Raw genomic sequence first — 18,765 nt, 5'->3', positions numbered from 1 at the left:
TGCGAGGATCCCCTATGTCCGCACAACAGATCGACGAAAAGAAACTAGAGCGCGCGATTCGCAAGATCAAGCTGAGCGACGTCGGCGAAGTCGAGTCGCAATTCTACCGGGCCGAACGCCTGCCGACGTGGGAGCGGAACCTGAGCGGAGCAGTTGCCCACGTTTTCGGGTGCACCTCTTTGTACGGTCGGCAGTACTGCAGTGAAAAGGATCGAATCATCGCCCGCACTTCCTTCGTGGGGGTGACACCTGCACAGCACATCGCGCTGTATGCGTTTTCAAACGTGAACGGCGTAGTTATAGGTCTACCTTGTCCCATCTGTTCCACCACTGATCATCTCAATAGTTTTGTTTAGAAGCCTCTTTCGCCTCCCACAGCCTTAGGGCGCCTTCCTCATTTCTTATTCCAACGAGGACAGACGTAACCCCAGTTGAAGTGTCGTAGCTGCGCGACGATTTGTACTTCCGAAGCGTCACTGTAAAAACAAGTCGCAGGTGGAGACTGGACAATGTCGAAGCAAGCCAATCGGAGCAGGCCCATAAAATTTCACCATCATCATGATGGTGAAATTGCCTTTGATCGGGGTCGGGTGCCCACTTGCCCCAAACCTGGCTTCTCAAAGCGACACACCCATCTGTCGTTTGCCATTCGCCACTATGAGGCTCATTAATCAACGCTAGTGTTTTTGTGAGTTCGACTCCAAGACGCGGTCTCCCTCCTGCCCCCCGAGCAGCGATTTCGTCACCCTCATCGATACCTAGACTGTAGATTTCCGGTACCCATACTAACGGAGCGAAAGGGTTCTCCAAGCGACGACGGTGATCGTAATACCCATCATCCCAAAACTCCGGCAGCCAAAGGTCATGACTAGACCTCTTGGCAAATGCCATACAGCGTCCCAACGAACCCTTACGCTCGGTTAGCGCCGAGGTGATCGTAACCGTCACCCCATCGGGCGATGACCAGCGCCCATATAGTGGGAAAAGCCCGTTGCTAATGCTTTCCACAAACCCCAGTTTTTGCATGATCGTTGCCTGGCTCTGCAATACTTCTTGCTGACCGATTCTTTTACCTAACAGATCTTCTTTTGCTTGCAGAGGAACAGGATCTTTCCGGTCAGATAGCCACGAACCATCATCGAACGTAACGTCGTAACGGTCGCGCCATTTCAGCCAAGGTGACACTACTTCCGTTTCATAGCTCCGAACGACTACGGGCAGAGCTTTTGAAAAGTTCGTGGCTACGTTGAGTAATGCATGTCTTTGAACATGCTCTCGGTAGTATTCGAAGCGATCACCTCGGTCCCAATCGTACCGCTCATGGCCGGGAAAATAATCCATGGAAGTAGCGTCCGGCCAAAGACGGGTAATCTCATCCGCAATCGCATCCTCAACCGTTGCTTGCGCAAGATTGAAAAGTGCTGCGAGATCTCTGATCTCATGCTTCGTAAACTCGTAACCGAAGCTAAAATCCGACACTGTACTTGCAGCAGGCGGGTAGACATCGGTAGTAATAATGCCATGTGGAGGTTGATTGATTTCTACGAGCAGCGCTTCCAAATCAGCATCTCGCGCACCTTCAATGTTGATATTTGCTAGACATCTCGCGATATGGACTTTGTCTATGACGTGCAGGTTGTTCCGCTTTGCTAAAGCGTCTAGATTAGGCTTTACAAACTGCATCGCCTGCCCGTGATGCAGCGCAGCTCGCGCCAAGCCCATAAGTAACCATTGCTGGGAGTTTTGGAAAGATAGACACCGCTCTGTAGATCCCAGAGCGGCGATTGCTCTCTGGTCAAACCCATCAAGTAAGCGAGAAAGCTCATCATTTAGCCCAAGCTCGAAAAGTGTATTTAAACTTCGGGCAACCTTCCAACGGACGTACCCGTCTTCATTACCAAGAAGATGCCAGATGACATCAGAGAGAATTTCCTCCTCGCCTGCCACAATTGCTTGCTCTGGTCGGAGTGGTCCCTCTCCGATTTCGTCAGCAATGCGAGCGGTAGGGCCAGATAGTAAACGCTCCAACGCGTTGAGGCCGGCATGATCTACTGTAACTTCACATAGAGCCGTAGCGAGCTGCAGCCAATCATCACCGTCAAGATCAACCCCATCCGCTGCCACCTTCCGGAGGACGAGTTGTAACACAAAGCGCTTGTCACTACAGAAGTCTGAAAGCTTACGGATGTCACGCGCAATATCAGAGAACTGATCTTCAAAAAGCTCGGAACTCTTACTCTCAAAAAGTCGTTCAACAAGTTTTTTTGCGTCAGATAAGAGGTGTTTGGATGAACTAATCCATACGGTAAAGCACTCGACTAGTATTTCCAGTGATCGAGTAAACCCAATCTCGGCAGCGTCGCAGACTGCAATCAAAAAAGCCAAACGACTTGCATAAGGGCACGTGGTCCGCAAGCCGATAATGAAGCGCTCCCGAGCTCCGAAAGGTAGTCTGTTGTCCGATGAAATCGCTTTAAGAGTATTATCGATGGAAGCTGACGAGGAAGAGTCGCATTCGTAAACTAACTTTGCTATTAGGTTTTCAATCTCTTCTTCACTTGGAATTTTCATTATTTGATCAGACAAAATTTCCGGCGACGAATTGCCGCGAGCATTGAACTCATCCTGCTTACGTTTAGCATATGTCCTGAGCAGCTCGATCTGTTCTCGCTCTTCGACGGTGACTACGTTTGGGTACTGATCCCCAGTTTCGAGGAAGCTTTCCCAAAGTGAAGGCCACCCACCGAACGGGTACTCATTAATCAGTTTTTTGATGACCGCTTGAAAGATCCGGCGCTGATCCTTAGTTCCCGAAAGTTTCAGTAGATCTGCAACACCCTCACCGGTGCGCCAATCCCACCAACCGTGATCTTCACAAATCGTAAAAATATAGGCGGCACGGCGCGGGTCGAGATGTCCGTTCTTAGCAAGAAAGCACGCAAGCTGCGGTAGTCCGTAGGACAGATCAGCAACATCTTGATCATGCCAACGCACTAGTTTCGCTATTGCCGGAAACCCAATGGATTGGGCTGCAGCTCGTGCAAACAACGTCCACCCAAACTTTCTTGGTTCATTCCGAATTAAGGTCTGGCAAAGGTTCATGAGGCGCTGGCCTAGCTCGGGCTTTAGAAAACCGCCTTGCTGGACACTCGCGAAATGAAGCAATGAATAGATTTGATCATAGCTCTCGCCACCAAACTGGTCTAACTCGGCTAAACCTTGTCGATAATACTCTCTGGCCTCGTCGATACTCATACGAATAATAGAGGCGGCGAGCTTCACGTGGGATATACCACGCTGTCCAATATCGTCATCTTGGCGAATCTGGTCCGCCACATGCTGCGCAAATTTTCCAGCGAGTTCATGAAGAGATGACCGCTGAGCCATCTGAGCCAACACATTAATTTTCTGCTGTACAGTAAAACTTCCAGAGGAAATTAAACTGAGCAGCGTCGTAATTTCTTCCGTAGATATTTCTTGTGCATGGGCCAAAATAATATGTGCACAACCGAGACCAACAGTGCGAACAAGTGAGTCAGCAGCCGTTTCAGCCCGCCAGTGAATATTTGACCGGGTGTGCTTACGCCACGCACCCAGGAGGTGAGAAAAAGTAGACCCGGAGAGGCATTTGCGGGAAAGGATAGCGTCCTCGATTGGCGAGGTCAGTTCGCACGCAAGTAAAATGCCTTTGCAAATGTCCTCACACTCCCGGTCACTGAATTTTGCCTTTTGCTGCTTACTGCCGCCCTTCTTACTAGAGCCGTTGGCGGCAGGCTCTCGAAGCCCCTTCAGAAATTTGAGCAGATCCGTCTGATTAACTGCAGCCTTTGCTTGGTTAGTTATCTTAACGTTCTGGGGGAGCAGATCATGACATGCAACACGTCGACCAGCGGACCAAGCGCGAACACAGGCCCAGAGTATTGCCCCCCAAGCGTTAGAGTGTCCGAAACGCTCGCTATAGTCGTAACTCGACGGGCGAGAAATCGGAGCGTTGCTGATGATGGCTAAAGCCGCCGCTCGCGAGCTGTAGAGTAGTGCGATTAATGCGGCATTAGTGTCGCTATGGCTCCCTTTTGGCTCAGTCGAGAAGTCCCTCTCTTCATCACCTTCAGGCGCCGCGGAAGTAGCAATTAACCTTGCAAGTGCCTTTACGTGTAGCCTACTAAGTAAGTGAGATCGTGAAAGGAACTGCAGCTTGAGGGTACGCGATGTACACTCACGACTTGCAGCGAATGACGAAAAATCTGCGAATATCGTCGTTCCGTTTGCCAAATCGTACAACTCTAAAAGTCGTAAAAGCTCGTCACTTACAGAAAGTGAAAAACGAGTATTCCAATTTGCGAGATTACTATCCACAAGGTGGAACTGATTATCGGCGACACGCTGGAATAGCACAGCCGCATAATCGTCGATACTAGGTCCCGGAAGGTCTCGATTTGCATCATCACGCGGCTGCGCGTTATACCATTTGATCCAGCGGACTGTGCTCTCACATTGGATTTGCGCTTCCTCAATGTTACCCGCGATCAAATGCGCGACCGTTAGCCGAGAACCTCGACCGCCACGCCATCCCGAGCGATCAGCAGCAAGCCGCCGATAGGAGTCAGGGTCACCGAGTACAATTGCAAGAGCTGGCGAGCTCAGTATGAATCCATCCCCTCGCATGTTGGCAGTTTCGACTTGCCCTAGTCGCATGCTGAGACCCAACACTCGATCTAGATCATCTTGCACAACCGCCAATCGAAAGGCCGCATGAAGCCTCGCAAGTGTGAGTCTTCGACGACCGAACTCTGACTGCACCGTCGTAGGAAAGCTCGTTGAATCGGCAAGAGCAAATGCTCGGTCGCTATCTTTAATGACCACTAGAAAATGCGGCAGCGCTTCAGCGGCGTAGGCCGATGTCGACTGGGAAGAAAGAAGGCGGTCTGCAATGGCTCTTTGAGCCTCCAATCGAGAGGAATATGTCTCCCGTATAAATGTTTCCGTAGGTTCGTCCCTGAAGATTGCACCATGCAATGAGATTTCGAGCATTGGGGTCAAATCAGATGCGGCGGTACTCACCTGAACCACAGACCACCCGAGCGCATTTGCCAGTTCTTCGAGTGGAATTGGTGGAGGAAGCAGCGATAAGGCGACGAAGAACTCGATTACATCCGTATCCGACCAACCCGCGATGTGAAGTTCCGAGAAGATTTTGGTACAGCGCTGGGCAATTATTTCGGGGACCGAGATGAGTGCAGCCGAAACATCACAGACGACATTTACCCCCCACGTTTGAACGAGATAATCGAGAACACGCGCATTCCGGCCGGATCGAGTCAGGGCAGTGGCTATCTCTACACCAGAAGCGTTTGGCTTACGAACATCTAGAAATTCTCGAGCCTCCGAATCGGTGAATGGTCCCAGTTCGATCTCGTCCACCTTAGAGCGGCCAATGACCGTATCCTTACGATGGGTACGCGACGTAAGCAACAGCTTTACTCCGTCGATCCGCTCCTCATTCATGGCCGAAAGTAGACGCTTCGGAAAGGAGTCCTCGTGTCGATAATCGGCTTCGAGCTGGGCGTTATCCGATGCGTCGATAATAATAAGAAGGCCAAGTTTCTTTGATTGATCTCGGATTGCCGCAGCAGCTTGTGCAAACCGCTTACAGGCCGACTTAGTTATTTTAATACTGTCATTGCCTCCTGGCAGCATCGGATCACATAGTGTGCGAGAAGCCAATTCGTTGACGATCTGCACCAAGCCGATTCTCGGAAGGTGCCGGGCTTGATTATCCGAGCGATACGAGCCGCCACCGAAACAGTCAAAAACGACAACCTCGAACTCGTTCTCCATCCTTTCAGCAAGGCTTCGTGCAAATACCGTTTTGCCCACTCCACCCTCCGCGTGGACGACGACAGGCAACTCTGACGTCTTGATCAGATTACTCGCCATAAAGAGCTCTGCTCGTTCGACGATGGCCCCTACGTCGATAAAACGAGGAGCTGCTGGGAACAGATCCTCCGGCTCACAATCAAGCGAATCCAAGATGTCCTCGCGCCGGATCAGATTCTTACCTTGACCACTAGGTCCTGCTTTCTTTAAGACCAGATCCTGAAGTCCGTATAGCCGCAGTCGCGCATCCGAGTCTGAGCCTGCCGACCAGTCAGTAAGTGTTCGCTTGAGTAGGTTGTCTTGGCCCGCGAGGCTTTTCTCTCCGGCTCGGAAAACTATCCTTGAGAACAAGCGGCTTACGTCAGTTAAGCCGCGATTAGCACACCACTTCCTGAGATTACGAGCTTGGACGGCTGAATTAGAGTCTGAAGGCGTCGTGCCTTTTATGAGCGCAGCGATCGCCTCCCAAAGATTTTCTGTGAACTCTGAGTTTGTTACGAAAACGAAAGAAACTTTTCTATCAACATCACAGCCTGAAAATTCTTTCTCGTAGCCTAGAATCGTGTCGCAAAATTTCTCGATTGTTTTTTTTAAGTATGCTGCTGTGACGGCATCTTCACGAATCTTGTATTTGAACTGAACCGTCTCTAGTCGCTCACAGGTCTGAAAGTTGTCTCCGCTCCCGTAGTAGAGGACAAGGTCTGCAACCTCCTCCGCTTGCTTTCCGGGACTCGCTGTTTCTGTAGAAGAAATACCCTCTACGGCAATCGCAAATAGAGCGTCGTTGGGAAAAATCAACTGCAAAGCTCTCCTCGCTGCCCATCGCTCGTGGAAGGCGTGACCAGCGCGAGAAGCGCGGACGGTATCGATATCAGATGCAATACTCGACATTTTTCTGTGGTGTCCTTTTTCCCAACAGTGAATTTCAACGACCTCATCTGAGCGGAGTGTGGCTGATACGTCAAGCCAAAGCCTGCAGGGGAAGTGCTCAACCGACTACGTCGCAATCTGCCATCAACACCCCGAGACTTCAATCGCTCACTGTGGAGCGTTTATGTAGCGAATGGCGCATCCAAAATCCTCCAACTCCAAGGAATTTAAGTGAGTAAATGTTCAGCGAATACGAGCCAATACCGTCTTTCAGGTATATCGAATTAACAGAAAACAACGGAAAAATCGTTTCCGCAACTGTGATTTAGGCCCTTTAATTTAGCGGCTGGCAGAGGGCAGACTCCGTTAACCATGCGGAAGCCAAATCTCGATAAGATGTTGATATCATTATATTATTTGTCGGACTTGAAAACCGTCGACTGTAACAGGTCCATGAGTTCGAATCCCATCGCCTCCGCCATATTTGGTACCGACAAAGCCCTGATTATTCAGGGCTTTGTCGTTTCTGGCATTCAGAAGTCTTGCTCCTCTTTTTATGGAGCGTTTCCGCATTTTCCCGGTTATTGCCGCATCCCTGCCTTGGCGACACTACTACGTTTGGGCGAATCGAATCACTCGAAGCAGAGCGCGTTGATTGCATTGACTTTGGTCAACAGGCAGCTTTCGGGCAGAAGCGGACATCGCCCAAACGACGCCCTCAGACCCAAAAAGGGTTTCTCTTAAAAATGCCGATAGGCTTATGTACTTGCTATCAGTGAAAATCCAGGCGAAAGGACATGGCAATTTCTAAAGGTGATTTCATAAAACTGATCAGCGTTGATCAATCAAAGGTAGTTTTCACTGATTGGATTAGCTCTCGAGAGGCGGCACCGGGAGATATCGCGTTGGTGGAGGAAGTTTCTTTCGCAGAGGATGGGCGGATCGTTCGCCTTCTGTGCGAGGACCGTCCAGGTTTTCTAGAGTGGCGAACGTGCCTTTATGAGGCAGGGTTGATCTATGAGGTCCTTCTCGGCCCCACTGACGTCGCCACTTAACTCTTTGCATCAGACAATTGTTGCTCGCCACCACGAACTGCTTATTGCCTATCGAGATCGAGCATCAGGTTCGGACGGAAAGCGAACCCGACCCGTTAAGCCCGTTCGATTGACTCCCAGTCAGATTGCCTGGTTGTCATATGCTTACTCAAACGGTTGAATTCGTGGCTGGATGGGCTATTGCTTAACCCCATATCACATGGATTGGAGCAAGCGCATGGAACAGGGAATGAGGGCCGCCGCGCTGACCGGCCTGGTGTTGTTCCTTTTACACTGTCTCGTCACGCAGATTCGCCGAGTTCGGAAATGGAGGCTGGACGTTCAAGCGGACTTTGAAGCAGCGCTACAACGCCTGAACATCGAGAGCTATGATTTCCTTGCAAATCGGAACACACCGCCCGGCATGCGCAGACCGCCCGATGTCTATCGAATTCTGCGCGATCAGCAAGGTCGCTACTTCTTATACCTGCACTCGGGCGCAAACCCTGGCGTTTTCCACGCACTTACAGAGGAGCGTGCACTTTTGGCTGCAAAGCTGAATGGCTAACCTGGCATTCGCCTGTGGCAGACCTACACCCATCCAAGACTCTCAATTGCTGATGCCACTAGACATCAAATAGGTTTGCTCATCTATACCCCTGGCCAGTGAATGGATGTCTGCTATGGGTCAGAAACAACATATTTCGAACGGCAGTTTCTGACCGTTTTCTGCCTGTCACTCAGCCGAATGCAGGTTGAGCCACGGACAGAGCAAACCTGAACACTAACACCACCCCCAGTTTAGAAATTGCAGCTGTATTGATATTCGAAGGGAAAAAAGACAGTGTCGACCACTAGAGAAAATGGCGCGTCGATCAGTAAAAAGGGAATCAGTTTTCCTTTGGACGTGCCCACCAACCACCAGTCAAACCGAATGCCGATGTAGGGGCAACGGTGCTTGTCATAATCCATACGCATGGCGGTTGCCATACACCCACTCAGGCTGGCAGTCAGCACCAGTAGAATCGCCTTTCGAACCACTTAACTTCCTTTTTACTTCTTTGCGCAGACCTGCATAGACGCTGTTGCGCAATGTTAGTCACCCTCTCTGCGACACCACTGCTATCTATTTATTCCCGATCAACCGTTGAATCGCCACTCTGTTTGCCGAGAAGCCAGCACACGATGCCAAGCACCAGTGTCGCGAAGCCCAGCGCGGCAATTATAGTGGCGGGTGTAGTCATCGAATCCAGAATCACGAATTTTCGACTGAGCGCCAACAGCGCGATCAGCAGAAACGATTATCTGCTCGAACCGCTCATAAGCATGAATGAGTGTCCATTGCACCCGGAAAAATTTAAAAGAAGCGTCTTGTTCTGGTAGCCCGCGCTTGGTCATGGACGAATCCTCCAGTTCATGGCCATGGAACCGGCGCCATGGCCCACAACGGGCGAGATAATGACGGTTCTAGCCATTTCAAGAACCACCAGTATCTTCTATCCCGGAACGTGCTGCATCCAGTAGGTGATGCCAGACCGTCGACATAAAGGAGCTTCATTTTGCGCAAGGACTACCTGGCCTTTTTCACCTCGCTGTTTCTGTCGCGGCTGGCGGATCAGATCCTGCTGTTCATCGTGCCATTGGTGGTATTCCAGACCACCAACAGCGCCTCCTGGGCAGGTCTGGCGTTTTTCGTCGAATCGCTGCCGCGGTTTCTCGCGTTTCCGCTGTGCGGAGCCTTGTGTGACAAGTTTTCGCCCATCCGCATCCTGCACATCAGCCAGGTTTACCGGGCCCTGCTGTGCCTGATCGCGGTGGCAATGTTTGCCCTCTTCGGCGGTATCGCCTGGGTCGTCGTGCTGTCGGCGCTATGTGGCGTGCTGACCACCCAGGGCATCATGGCCCGCGAGGTGCTGATGCCACACATTTTCCAACACTACAGCTACACCAAGACCTTGTCCTATTCGCAGATCGCCGATCAGACCGGGCTGGTTCTCGGGCCACTGGTGGCTGCGCTTTTGTTGGAAATCTGGGCCTGGCATTGGGTGGTGCTGTGGGTCGCCGGGCTCTTCCTGCTGGCGGACCTGAGCATGCTGGTCTGGCAACGCCTCAGCCGTATCACTCTGGAAGTGTTCGAGCAGCATCAAGACATCTGGCTGCAACCGCTGCGTATCGCTTTCGGGCATATACGTGAACTGCCGGAGCTGAAAAAAATCATTCTGCTGGCCGTCGGGGTCAACCTGATCGTCGGCGTCACTCTGGCGACGTCAGCGGCGATGGTGATCGGCGAGTACAGCGCCGGCAAAGATGCGTATGCCGGACTGCAGGCTGCCGGCGCGGTCACCACCATCGTGATTCTATTCTTCCTCGCCCGGGTTGAAATCCCGCAGCGGTTACTGGGCGGGCTCGCTTACTCGATGATCGCCGCTGGCGCCCTCATCAGTGCACTGAGTCCGAATCTGGCCGGCTATGTGGTGGGTTTCCTGCTGATCGTCGGCTTCGACAAGATGTTCAACATCTACATGCGCAGCATCCGCCAGCGGGTGATTCCGGCCAAGGATTTCGGCAAAACCGTGGGCGTGATCACCTTGCTCAATAACCTCTCGCAACCCTTGGCGGGTTTGCTGGTGGCGCTGCTGGCCACAAGCCTGGGCACACAAGGAGTGATCCTGATTCTGGCCTTGCTGACTATGCTGTTGGGCGCCGCAGCGGTATGGTGGTTTGCCGTCATCAGAGGAACCCTGAATGCCGAAGAAACCACCGGCCCCTGAACACAAAACCACCGCCGCAGACATCGAGCGTTCGATCCAGGCGTTGAACAAAATGGCCGAGCGCCTCTGGGGCGAAGGTCGAGAGGCCGAGGCCAAAGCCCTGCTCGATGCGCTCGATGCGTTGAACCGGGCGCTGGACAGAATCAGGATTGGCGAGAGTCGTCGGATTGTGACGCTTCATTAAGAAGCCGTGCCTAGAACCAATGTTATGAATCAGCTGTGCCCAATTGGCCGGGCCAAGGATGAAGACAGATGCGCGCGATAAAAACCTTCTTCGGCATTTTGTTGCTGCTATTCGGTTTCGACTTCACCTACGAAAAACCCCGCCGAGTCTTCACGGCGGGGTTTGTACGATTTTGCATGGTGGTCGCTTTTGCAGAATTGCTGATACTGCATATGATTTATAACGGCCCGGCGCGTTAGCTCTACGGCTTGAGAATCAGCAACGGCTCGCCCTTTTTAACGATGTAAGTCGCCAGCTCCGAACCTTTGTCCTGACCGACATTGCGCGCCACATGCGCTACGCCTTCAGGAATGAACAGCGAATCCCCCGCCTTCAACGTCACCGGCGCCCTGCCCTCCAGTTGATATTCGAACGTGCCGCTGATCACGTAAGCGACCTCGACACCCGGGTGTGCATGCCTAGGCGAAGTCACGCCCGGTTCGAAATCGACTCGCGCCTGAATCACTTCGCGCTCGGCAGCACCGAGGTCCTCGCGCACCAGATCGGTCCGGCTCAACCCTTGTTGCCAGCTCTTGGCTGGCGCGTCAGCCGCGTGGGCGACGCCGATGATTGAAGCGAGTAGCGCAGCGCTGGCCAGTAACAATGGACGATGCATGATGTTGCCCTCTCAAACGCAGTGGTGGTGTGACCGCTACTTTGGGAGTCGCGTGTATGGCTGATGTGTCGTAAACCCCGGGTTTATTGTTCGCGTGTGTCTGCGCGGCAACTTGATACACGCTTATACAAAAGTGTCTTTGCCCGGTGACAGTGCCAACAGCCATGTCCTGAACGCCACGATCTTCTTCGATTGCGCCGTTTCATGGGGCGCTACCAGATAGAAACCCAGTTCATCTTGCAAGCGCAGATCGAACGGAGCCACCAGACGCCCGGCCCGCAAATCATCCTCGACATAGGTTGAACGGCCAATGCACACACCCTGCCCGTCAACCGCTGCCTGTACCGCCATCATCGCCAGGTCAAAGGTCAGGCGCGGGCCTTCTGCAAGTTGCGCCGGCTGGCCCTCGGCACGCAACCAGGCGCTCCAGTCACCGGCCGTCGCGCCACTGACTTGCAGCAATGCGTGATTGGCCAGGTCTGCGGGCGTTCGCAACGTTTTCGCCAATGCCGGACTGCATACCGGGAAAATATCATCGGACATCAGAAAATCGCCACACAACCCCTTCCAGTCGCCGCGCCCATAACGGATCGCCGCATCAATCGTGCCCTTGCGAAAGTCGACCAGCTCAGTGGCCGCACTGATTCGCACATCAATAGCGGGAAACACCTGCTGAAAGGACGGCAAACGCGGCAACAGCCACTTCGATGCAAACGACACCAGCGTACTGATCGTCAGCACGCTTTTATCGCGAGACGCGAGCAACTGCTCAGTCGAATACCGCAGTTCATGAAACGCTGCACGCACACCCGGCAAATAGGCGTGCCCGTCCTCGCTCAGCACCAACCCCTCGTTGAGCCGCAAAAACAGTGGCCCGCCCAGCTCGGCTTCGAGTCGGCGAATCTGGTGACTGACAGCGGTCTGGGTGACATTGAGTTCTTCGGCAGCCTTGGTGAAGCTCATGTGCCTGGCGACCGCTTCAAAGGCGCGCAAGCCATTCAGCGAGGGAAGTCGGACCGTCATGGTTCTGAGTGCTCATGAGATTTTGTCATACGCTAGCACCGTAAATGACCTTTGCGAAAGCCGCTTCGGCAATGGAATCTGGCGCTCTCTCTCAGCAAGGAAGTGCCATGAAACTGTATTTTGCGCCCATGACCTGTTCGCTTTCCCCGCACATTGTGCTGCGAGAACTGGGTTTGCCGTTCGAACTGGTTCGCGTCAACAACCAGAGTAAACGCACCGCCGATGGCCATGACTTTCGCGAGATCAATCCGAAGGGCTACGTTGCAGCGCTGGTTCTGGATAACGGCGAGGTACTGACGGAAGGGCCGGCGATCCTGCAGTTTCTGGTCGATCAGGTGCCCGGCAACACGCTGGCGCCACCCTTGGGTTTATGGGAGCGCACGCGCTTGCAGGAACATCTGAACTTCATCAGTACGGAAATTCACGGGGGCAGTGCACCGCTGTTCAATGCGCAGATCCCGGAATCGGTCAAAACGATTTTCCGCCACACACTGTTCAAGCGCCTCGACTACCTGAATCATCAACTGTCGGCTCGGGACTATCTGATGAGCAGATTCGGCGTCGCCGATGCTTATCTGTTCACCGTGCTGAAGTGGCTGCCGACCTTTGCCATCGACATACAGGACTGGCCGGCACTTGCCAGCTACATGCAGCGCATCGGCGCCCGCCCCTGCGTTCTTGCAGCCATCGCGGCGGAAGCCGCAACGCAGCCGGTCTGACCGGCCTCTGTTGCCACGGAGCGGGCCATGTCGACGCTGTATCTGTAAACTGCGGCCATCTTCACTCGCTCAATCAAAGGATCAGCATGGCTAACCAAGACATCACCTTCACTCCCGATCCGGACGCCGACTCGATTTCCTCGGACGTCGCTACGTTCAACGGCATCATGGTTTCCACCCAGATTCCAACCCGTGCCGACGGCAGTCTGGAACTGGGCGATATCACCGCGCAAAGCGAATGCACCCTGCAAGCGCTGAAGGTTGCACTGGAGCGCGCCGGCAGCTCGATGGATCGAGTGATGCACCTGACCATTTACCTCACCGACATGGCTGATCGCGCCGCGTTCAACGAGGTTTACAAGCGTTTCTTCGCCAAGCCTTGGCCGGTGCGTGCGGCAGTAGGTGTGGCGTCGCTGGCCGTTGAAGGCATGCGCGTGGAAGTCACTGCGATGGCGGCCAAGGCCTGACACATCACCCCAGCCCCTGTAGGAGCTGTCGAGTGAAACGAGGTTGCGATCTTTTGATCTGAGCTTCAAGATCAAAAGATCGCAGCGTGCCGCAGCTCCTACAGGTCCGGAGTGGAAGTTCACCATCGGGCAGCACAGGCGTGCCGGGCGCGCATTTCACGGGTAGAATGCGCGCCTAACCGTGACAGCCTGACTAAAAAAACTATGTCCTTGCCCAAGCATCACCTGGAATTGCTCAGCCCTGCCCGCGATGTCGCCATCGCCCGTGAGGCGATCCTGCACGGCGCCGACGCCGTGTACATCGGCGGCCCGAGCTTCGGCGCGCGCCACAACGCCTGCAACGAAGTCAGCGAAATCGCCGAGCTGGTGGAATTCGCCCGCAAGTATCACGCGCGAATTTTCACCACCATCAACACCATCCTGCACGACAACGAACTGGAGCCGGCCCGCAAGCTGATCCATCAGTTGTACGACGCTGGTGTCGATGCGCTGATCGTTCAGGATCTGGGCGTGATGGAGCTGGACATTCCGCCGATCGAACTGCACGCCTCGACCCAGACCGACATCCGCACCCTTGAGCGGGCGAAGTTCCTCGATCAGGCCGGTTTCTCGCAACTGGTATTGGCCCGCGAGCTGAACCTGCAGGAAATCCGCGCCATCGCCGACGAAACCGACGCCGCCATCGAGTTCTTCATCCATGGCGCGTTGTGCGTGGCCTTCTCCGGCCAGTGCAACATCTCCCACGCGCATACCGGGCGCAGCGCCAACCGTGGCGACTGCTCGCAAGCCTGCCGTTTGCCGTACACCCTCAAAGATGAAAAGGGTGGCGTGATCGCCTACGAAAAACACCTGCTGTCGATGAAAGACAACAACCAGAGCGCCAACATCCGCGCCCTGGTTGAAGCCGGTGTGCGCTCGTTCAAGATCGAAGGTCGCTACAAGGACATGGGCTATGTGAAGAACATCACCGCCTATTACCGCCAGCGCCTCGACGACGTGCTCGAAGACCGCCCGGACCTGGCCCGCGCCTCCAGCGGTCGCACCGCACACTTCTTCCTGCCTGACCCGGAAAAAACCTTTCACCGTGGCAGCACCGACTACTTCGTCACCGATCGCAAGATCGACATCGGCGCGTTCGACTCGCCGACCTTCACCGGTCTGCCGGTTGGCACCGTCGAGAAAGTCGGCAAGCGCGACATGCAGGTCGTGACTCACGAGCCGCTGTCCAACGGCGATGGTTTGAACGTGCTGGTCAAACGCGAAGTGGTCGGTTTCCGCGCCAACATCGCTGAAGCCAAAGGCGAGTTCGAAGAAGACGGCGAGAAGCGCTACCGCTACCGCGTCGAGCCGAACGAGATGCCCGAAGGTCTGTACAAGCTGCGCCCGAACCACCCGTTGAATCGCAACCTCGATCACAACTGGCAACAGGCACTGCAGAAGACCTCTTCAGAGCGTCGCGTGGCCCTGAGCTGGGTCGCACGCCTGCGTGAAGAGCAGCTGGAAGTCACCGCCACCAGTGAAGAAGGCATCAGCGCCAGCGTCACCCTCGCCGGTCCGTTCGGCGTGGCCAACAAGCCTGAGCAAGCGCTGGAGCAATTGCGCGATCTGCTCGGCCAGCTCGGCACCACGCAGTACCACGCCACCGACATCAAACTGGATGCGCCACAGGCGTTCTTCATCCCTAACTCGCAGCTCAAAGCCCTGCGCCGTGAAGTGATCGAGAACCTGACCGCTGCCCGTGTCGCCGCTCATCCGCGTGGCGGCCGTAAAGCCGAAACCAGCCCGCCGCCGGTGTATCCGGATTCGCACCTGACCTTCCTCGCCAACGTTTACAACCAAAAGGCGCGCGACTTCTACCACCGTCACGGCGTGAAGCTGATCGACGCCGCGTACGAGGCTCACGAAGAACCGGGCGAAGTGCCGGTGATGATCACCAAGCACTGCCTGCGTTTCTCCTTCAACCTGTGCCCGAAACAGGCCAAAGGCGTGACCGGCGTACGCACCAAAGTCGCACCGATGCAGTTGATCCACGGTGATGAAGTGCTGACGCTGAAGTTCGATTGCAAGCCGTGCGAAATGCACATCATCGGCAAGATGAAAGGCCACATCCTCAACCTGCCGCAACCGGGCAGCGTGGTCGGCCACATCAGCCCCGAAGACCTGATGAAAACCATCCAGCGCGCACCGCACTGAGTGGATGACGTGCGCGGTGCTTCGGCGCCGCGCACGCCTGCCCTGCACCACCGGGCCAAATCGCAGGCATAAAAAAACGCCAACTTCTTGCGAAGTTGGCGTTTTTTCGAATATGGCAGGGGCGGCTGGATTCGAACCAACGCATGGCAGGATCAAAACCTGCTGCCTTACCGCTTGGCGACGCCCCTACTGCTCTTTCCAGCTACTTCGTTAGGTTCGCTGTGAGAACGGGGCGCAATTTACCAAGGTTTTTTGGCTTTGGGAAGCGCGAAGTGAAATATTTTTTGTTTTAAAACAGCGACTTATTATTTTGGCCTGAATCAGGTCCAGGGGGAGTCGGTTTCGCCGCCGTGTATCACACTGTGTACGAACCCCACCGCGACACATCGACTTTCAACAAAGCCGTTCTTCGACACAGGCCAGATACGTCTCCGCGCTCAAATGCACTCAAGGTTTCAGGTGTTCATTCAGAACCCTTGGCCAAAGGCTCGCAAAGGAGACGTCACCATGAAGATGGCACTGCACACCCGCAAAACTGCATTCGGCTTGTCGATTCTGGCTGTGGCGCTGCTCGGCGCTTTTGGCAGCGCTCAGGCGCAAACCACTGAACCGGCCGCCGTCAGCTATTCCGCGTCCTCGCCCTTCGGCCCGCTCAAACATGTGAAGGCCGGCGTGCTCGACGTCGCCTACGCCGAAACCGGCCCCGCGAATGGCCCGGTGGTGATCCTGTTGCACGGCTGGCCCTACGACATTCACAGCTACGACGAAGTCGCGCCGCTGCTCGCGGCCAAGGGTTATCGGGTGTTGATGCCGTATGCGCGCGGTTATGGCGATACGCAGTTCCTCTCCAAAGACACCTTGCGCAATGGTCAACCAGCGGCGCTGGCCAGTGACGTCATCGACTTCATGGACGCGTTGAAAATCAAGCAAGCGGTGCTTGGCGGCTATGACTGGGGCGCGCGTTCGGCGGACATCGTTTCGGCACTGTGGCCGGAACGCGTGAAGGCATTAGTTTCGGTCAGCGGTTATCTGATCGGTAATCAGGCCGCTGGGCAAAACCCGCTGCCGCCCAAGGCTGAATTGCAGTGGTGGTACCAGTTCTACTTTGCGACGGACCGTGGCCGTGCCGGGTATGAGAAGAACACCCACGACTTCGCCAAGCTGATCTGGCAACTGGCCTCGCCGCAATGGAAATTCGACGACGCCACGTTCGACCGCAGCGCCAAGGCGCTGGAGAACCCCGATCATGTCGATATCACGGTGTTTAACTACCGCTGGCGTCTGGGCCTGGTTAAGGGCGAAGCGAAATACGCAGCGCTGGAGCAGAAACTCGCCACCGCGCCGTCGATCAACGTGCCGACCATTACCCTTGAAGGCGACGCCAACGGTGCGCCGCACCCGGCGCCGGAGGATTACGCCAAGCGCTTTACCGGCAAGTATCAGTTCCGCTTGATCAATGGCGGGATCGGGCACAACTTGCCGCAGGAAGATCCGCAGGCGTTTGCCAAGGCTGTGATTGATGCGGATCACCTGTAGAAACAAAAAAGCAGTCAGCCGCAATGGCTGACTGCTGATCCTTAACGTGTGCAACTACTCGGTTGGCACAACCAGATCCAACGCTTTATTGACTGCCAACTCCCCCAACATGACCACTTGCGCAATGCCCAGCAGGGTATGGCGGTTCGATCCCTCTAGCACGCCGGCAAAATTGCCGAGCATCACCGAGGCGGACGCCAACGACCCGCAAGCATTGGTCAGCAACGACTCGGTGTCTGCTTGCGGGTTGGCCATGAACAGAGCGTTGGGCGTATAGGGTTCGGCCATAATTGCGGCGGGCAACAGGTAATGGTCGAGCGCACGCTCTGCCGCTTCGTGCAGCTTTCTTGAATTGGGCGAGGCGTACGGCGATACCAGGTCAGTGACCTGTGGTTCGGGTGGCTGGGACATCAGCTGAAACTCCAGACAAGAACCGCTACAGGTTCTTTGATAGAAGGCGTGAAGCGCCGCGATTGCGGACGCTTCCGTGCAAATGAGGGCGCGAGCGCCCTCATCCATCTGCATCGCAACTAGTGCGGCAAGCGCTGGTTATCCAGAACTCGGCCGACCACTAATTCACTGAGCATGATCACCTGTTGCAGGATCAGCATCTTTTTGCGCTGTGAAGGGTCAATTGAATCGGCGAGATCGCGGGCCATGTCAGTGGCTGAGGACAAGGTTTCAGTGGCTTCGACGAGCAGGGTTTCGTTATCCACTGTGGGGTCGATGAGGTAGATCTTGCCGGTTTTGCGGGTGGGTATTGAAGTCTTCAGCGCGGAGGGATTGAGGTAGAAGTTGATCGCACGGTCGGTGGCCTCTTTGATGTTTTGAGGTTCGAGCGCGGCGTCGTAGGGGATTGGATCGGTTTCTGGCGGGTTTGGCGTAATTTTGAACATAGCTGGCACTCCATCTTTAAAGATTGAATAGCCGTCACTTTCGCTACCAAACGAAGGGTGGCGGCCACGAGTGGGTTGGTAGACCGGTCAAGATAGAGAGAACCCCGGCGCCCCCGAAAAGGCCCCACGCATGGCCACCATATAAGACTGAGCCTCAAAAAAGAGACTTCAATAAGGTGACGCGGTACAACTATCAAGAAAACGGGCTACCAAACCCGATCACTGTTTTGCAGTGACAGGGAAACGATACAGCCCGCCTCAAGGCGCGTAAGCCGGCGGATTCTGGCGTACGCGTAGGTAACGGCGCAAGGTGTTGTAGCCGTTATGGCGTAACAGTGCGTGTAAGTTAAACGTGTGTGGGTGCTGGTGTTTAAAAGCCCCTCACCCTAGCCCTCTCCCAGAGGGAGAGGGGACCGACCTGATCTGGTCAAACGATACTGGACACGGTTATAGGGTTTTACCCTTTTTCATGCCGCCAGGGCCTCCATGTCCACCGGAGTTCGGTAGCCATTGTGACTGTGCAGCCTGATCCGATTGTAA

At 54.6% G+C, this 18,765-nt stretch carries 15 protein-coding genes, 1 tRNA gene and 1 pseudogene; 9 read left to right on the top strand and 8 right to left on the bottom strand.

What is annotated here, in order from left to right; translation table 11 throughout:
* Positions 1–14 precede the first annotated feature (14 nt).
* Complete coding sequence (locus tag CKW26_RS26005) at positions 15–356, top strand: hypothetical protein (protein WP_177409291.1); 342 nt, start codon at positions 15–17, stop codon at positions 354–356.
* Here CKW26_RS26005 and CKW26_RS26000 read toward each other — a convergent pair.
* On the bottom strand, positions 340–6,768 hold the full coding sequence (locus CKW26_RS26000; protein ID WP_095050681.1) for an ATP-binding protein: 6,429 nt from the start codon (positions 6,766–6,768) through the stop codon (positions 340–342). The two genes, CKW26_RS26005 and CKW26_RS26000, sit on opposite strands and share 17 nt — an antisense overlap.
* Positions 6,769–8,019: 1,251 nt before the next feature.
* Between CKW26_RS26000 and CKW26_RS25990 the strand changes: the two genes are divergently transcribed.
* Complete coding sequence (locus CKW26_RS25990; RefSeq protein WP_095050679.1) at positions 8,020–8,349, top strand: hypothetical protein; 330 nt, start codon at positions 8,020–8,022, stop codon at positions 8,347–8,349.
* A 233-nt stretch (positions 8,350–8,582) separates the two neighbouring features.
* Here the strand turns inward: CKW26_RS25990 and CKW26_RS30590 are convergent, their stop codons facing one another.
* On the bottom strand, positions 8,583–8,822 hold the full coding sequence (locus CKW26_RS30590) for a YceK/YidQ family lipoprotein (RefSeq protein WP_093433088.1): 240 nt from the start codon (positions 8,820–8,822) through the stop codon (positions 8,583–8,585).
* Positions 8,823–8,911: 89 nt separating this feature from the next.
* A pseudogene (locus CKW26_RS29870) lies at positions 8,912–9,076 on the bottom strand (phosphate-starvation-inducible PsiE family protein); the annotation flags it as partial.
* 264 nt (positions 9,077–9,340) lie between these two features.
* On the opposite strand from CKW26_RS29870, the gene CKW26_RS25975 reads away from it, so the two are divergent.
* From CKW26_RS25975 to CKW26_RS30105, 3 genes are all read left to right on the top strand, one after another.
* Complete coding sequence (locus tag CKW26_RS25975) at positions 9,341–10,552, top strand: MFS transporter (RefSeq protein ID WP_095050678.1); 1,212 nt, start codon at positions 9,341–9,343, stop codon at positions 10,550–10,552.
* A complete protein-coding gene (locus CKW26_RS25970; RefSeq protein WP_095050677.1) occupies positions 10,527–10,736 on the top strand; it encodes a hypothetical protein in 210 nt (69 codons plus the stop codon). The genes CKW26_RS25975 and CKW26_RS25970 overlap by 26 nt, the downstream gene beginning before the upstream one ends.
* A gap of 68 nt (positions 10,737–10,804) precedes the next feature.
* A complete protein-coding gene (locus CKW26_RS30105) occupies positions 10,805–10,975 on the top strand; it encodes a hypothetical protein (RefSeq protein WP_177409290.1) in 171 nt (56 codons plus the stop codon).
* A 2-nt stretch (positions 10,976–10,977) separates the two neighbouring features.
* Here the strand turns inward: CKW26_RS30105 and CKW26_RS25965 are convergent, their stop codons facing one another.
* Both CKW26_RS25965 and CKW26_RS25960 read right to left on the bottom strand, forming a co-directional pair.
* A complete protein-coding gene (locus CKW26_RS25965; protein ID WP_095050676.1) occupies positions 10,978–11,391 on the bottom strand; it encodes a cupin domain-containing protein in 414 nt (137 codons plus the stop codon).
* Positions 11,392–11,514: 123 nt separating this feature from the next.
* Positions 11,515–12,414, bottom strand: a complete 900-nt coding sequence (locus CKW26_RS25960; protein ID WP_095050675.1) for a transcriptional regulator GcvA — start codon at positions 12,412–12,414, stop codon at positions 11,515–11,517.
* Positions 12,415–12,521: 107 nt separating this feature from the next.
* On the opposite strand from CKW26_RS25960, the gene gstA reads away from it, so the two are divergent.
* From gstA to CKW26_RS25945, 3 genes are all read left to right on the top strand, one after another.
* Entirely contained in the window at positions 12,522–13,133 is a 612-nt protein-coding gene (gene gstA / locus CKW26_RS25955; protein ID WP_095050674.1) for a glutathione transferase GstA, read from the top strand.
* An 86-nt stretch (positions 13,134–13,219) separates the two neighbouring features.
* Positions 13,220–13,600 carry a RidA family protein gene (locus CKW26_RS25950; protein ID WP_095050673.1) on the top strand — a complete coding sequence of 127 codons (381 nt, stop codon included), beginning with the start codon at positions 13,220–13,222 and terminating at the stop codon, positions 13,598–13,600.
* A 204-nt stretch (positions 13,601–13,804) separates the two neighbouring features.
* Complete coding sequence (locus CKW26_RS25945; RefSeq protein ID WP_095050672.1) at positions 13,805–15,793, top strand: U32 family peptidase; 1,989 nt, start codon at positions 13,805–13,807, stop codon at positions 15,791–15,793.
* Between the two features lie 113 nt (positions 15,794–15,906).
* On the opposite strand, the gene CKW26_RS25940 is transcribed toward CKW26_RS25945, so the two are convergent.
* Positions 15,907–15,981 (bottom strand) — tRNA-Gln (locus CKW26_RS25940).
* Between the two features lie 319 nt (positions 15,982–16,300).
* Between CKW26_RS25940 and CKW26_RS25935 the strand changes: the two genes are divergently transcribed.
* Positions 16,301–17,329: an alpha/beta fold hydrolase gene (locus CKW26_RS25935; RefSeq protein WP_095050671.1), complete on the top strand. Its 1,029-nt coding sequence runs from the start codon at positions 16,301–16,303 to the stop codon at positions 17,327–17,329.
* Positions 17,330–17,383: 54 nt separating this feature from the next.
* On the opposite strand, the gene CKW26_RS25930 is transcribed toward CKW26_RS25935, so the two are convergent.
* Together CKW26_RS25930 and CKW26_RS25925 are read right to left on the bottom strand one after the other, a co-directional pair.
* Complete coding sequence (locus tag CKW26_RS25930; RefSeq protein WP_095050670.1) at positions 17,384–17,740, bottom strand: DUF6124 family protein; 357 nt, start codon at positions 17,738–17,740, stop codon at positions 17,384–17,386.
* Between the two features lie 119 nt (positions 17,741–17,859).
* Positions 17,860–18,225 carry a DUF6124 family protein gene (locus CKW26_RS25925; RefSeq protein ID WP_095050669.1) on the bottom strand — a complete coding sequence of 122 codons (366 nt, stop codon included), beginning with the start codon at positions 18,223–18,225 and terminating at the stop codon, positions 17,860–17,862.
* Positions 18,226–18,765: the final 540 nt, after the last annotated feature.

It is taken from the genome of Pseudomonas sp. Irchel s3h9, assembly GCF_900187475.1.
Taxonomy (GTDB): Bacteria; Pseudomonadota; Gammaproteobacteria; order Pseudomonadales; family Pseudomonadaceae; genus Aquipseudomonas; species Aquipseudomonas neuropathica.
Note: the sequence above shows the minus strand (reverse complement) of the source record. Positions and strands in the feature narration are given on the sequence as shown.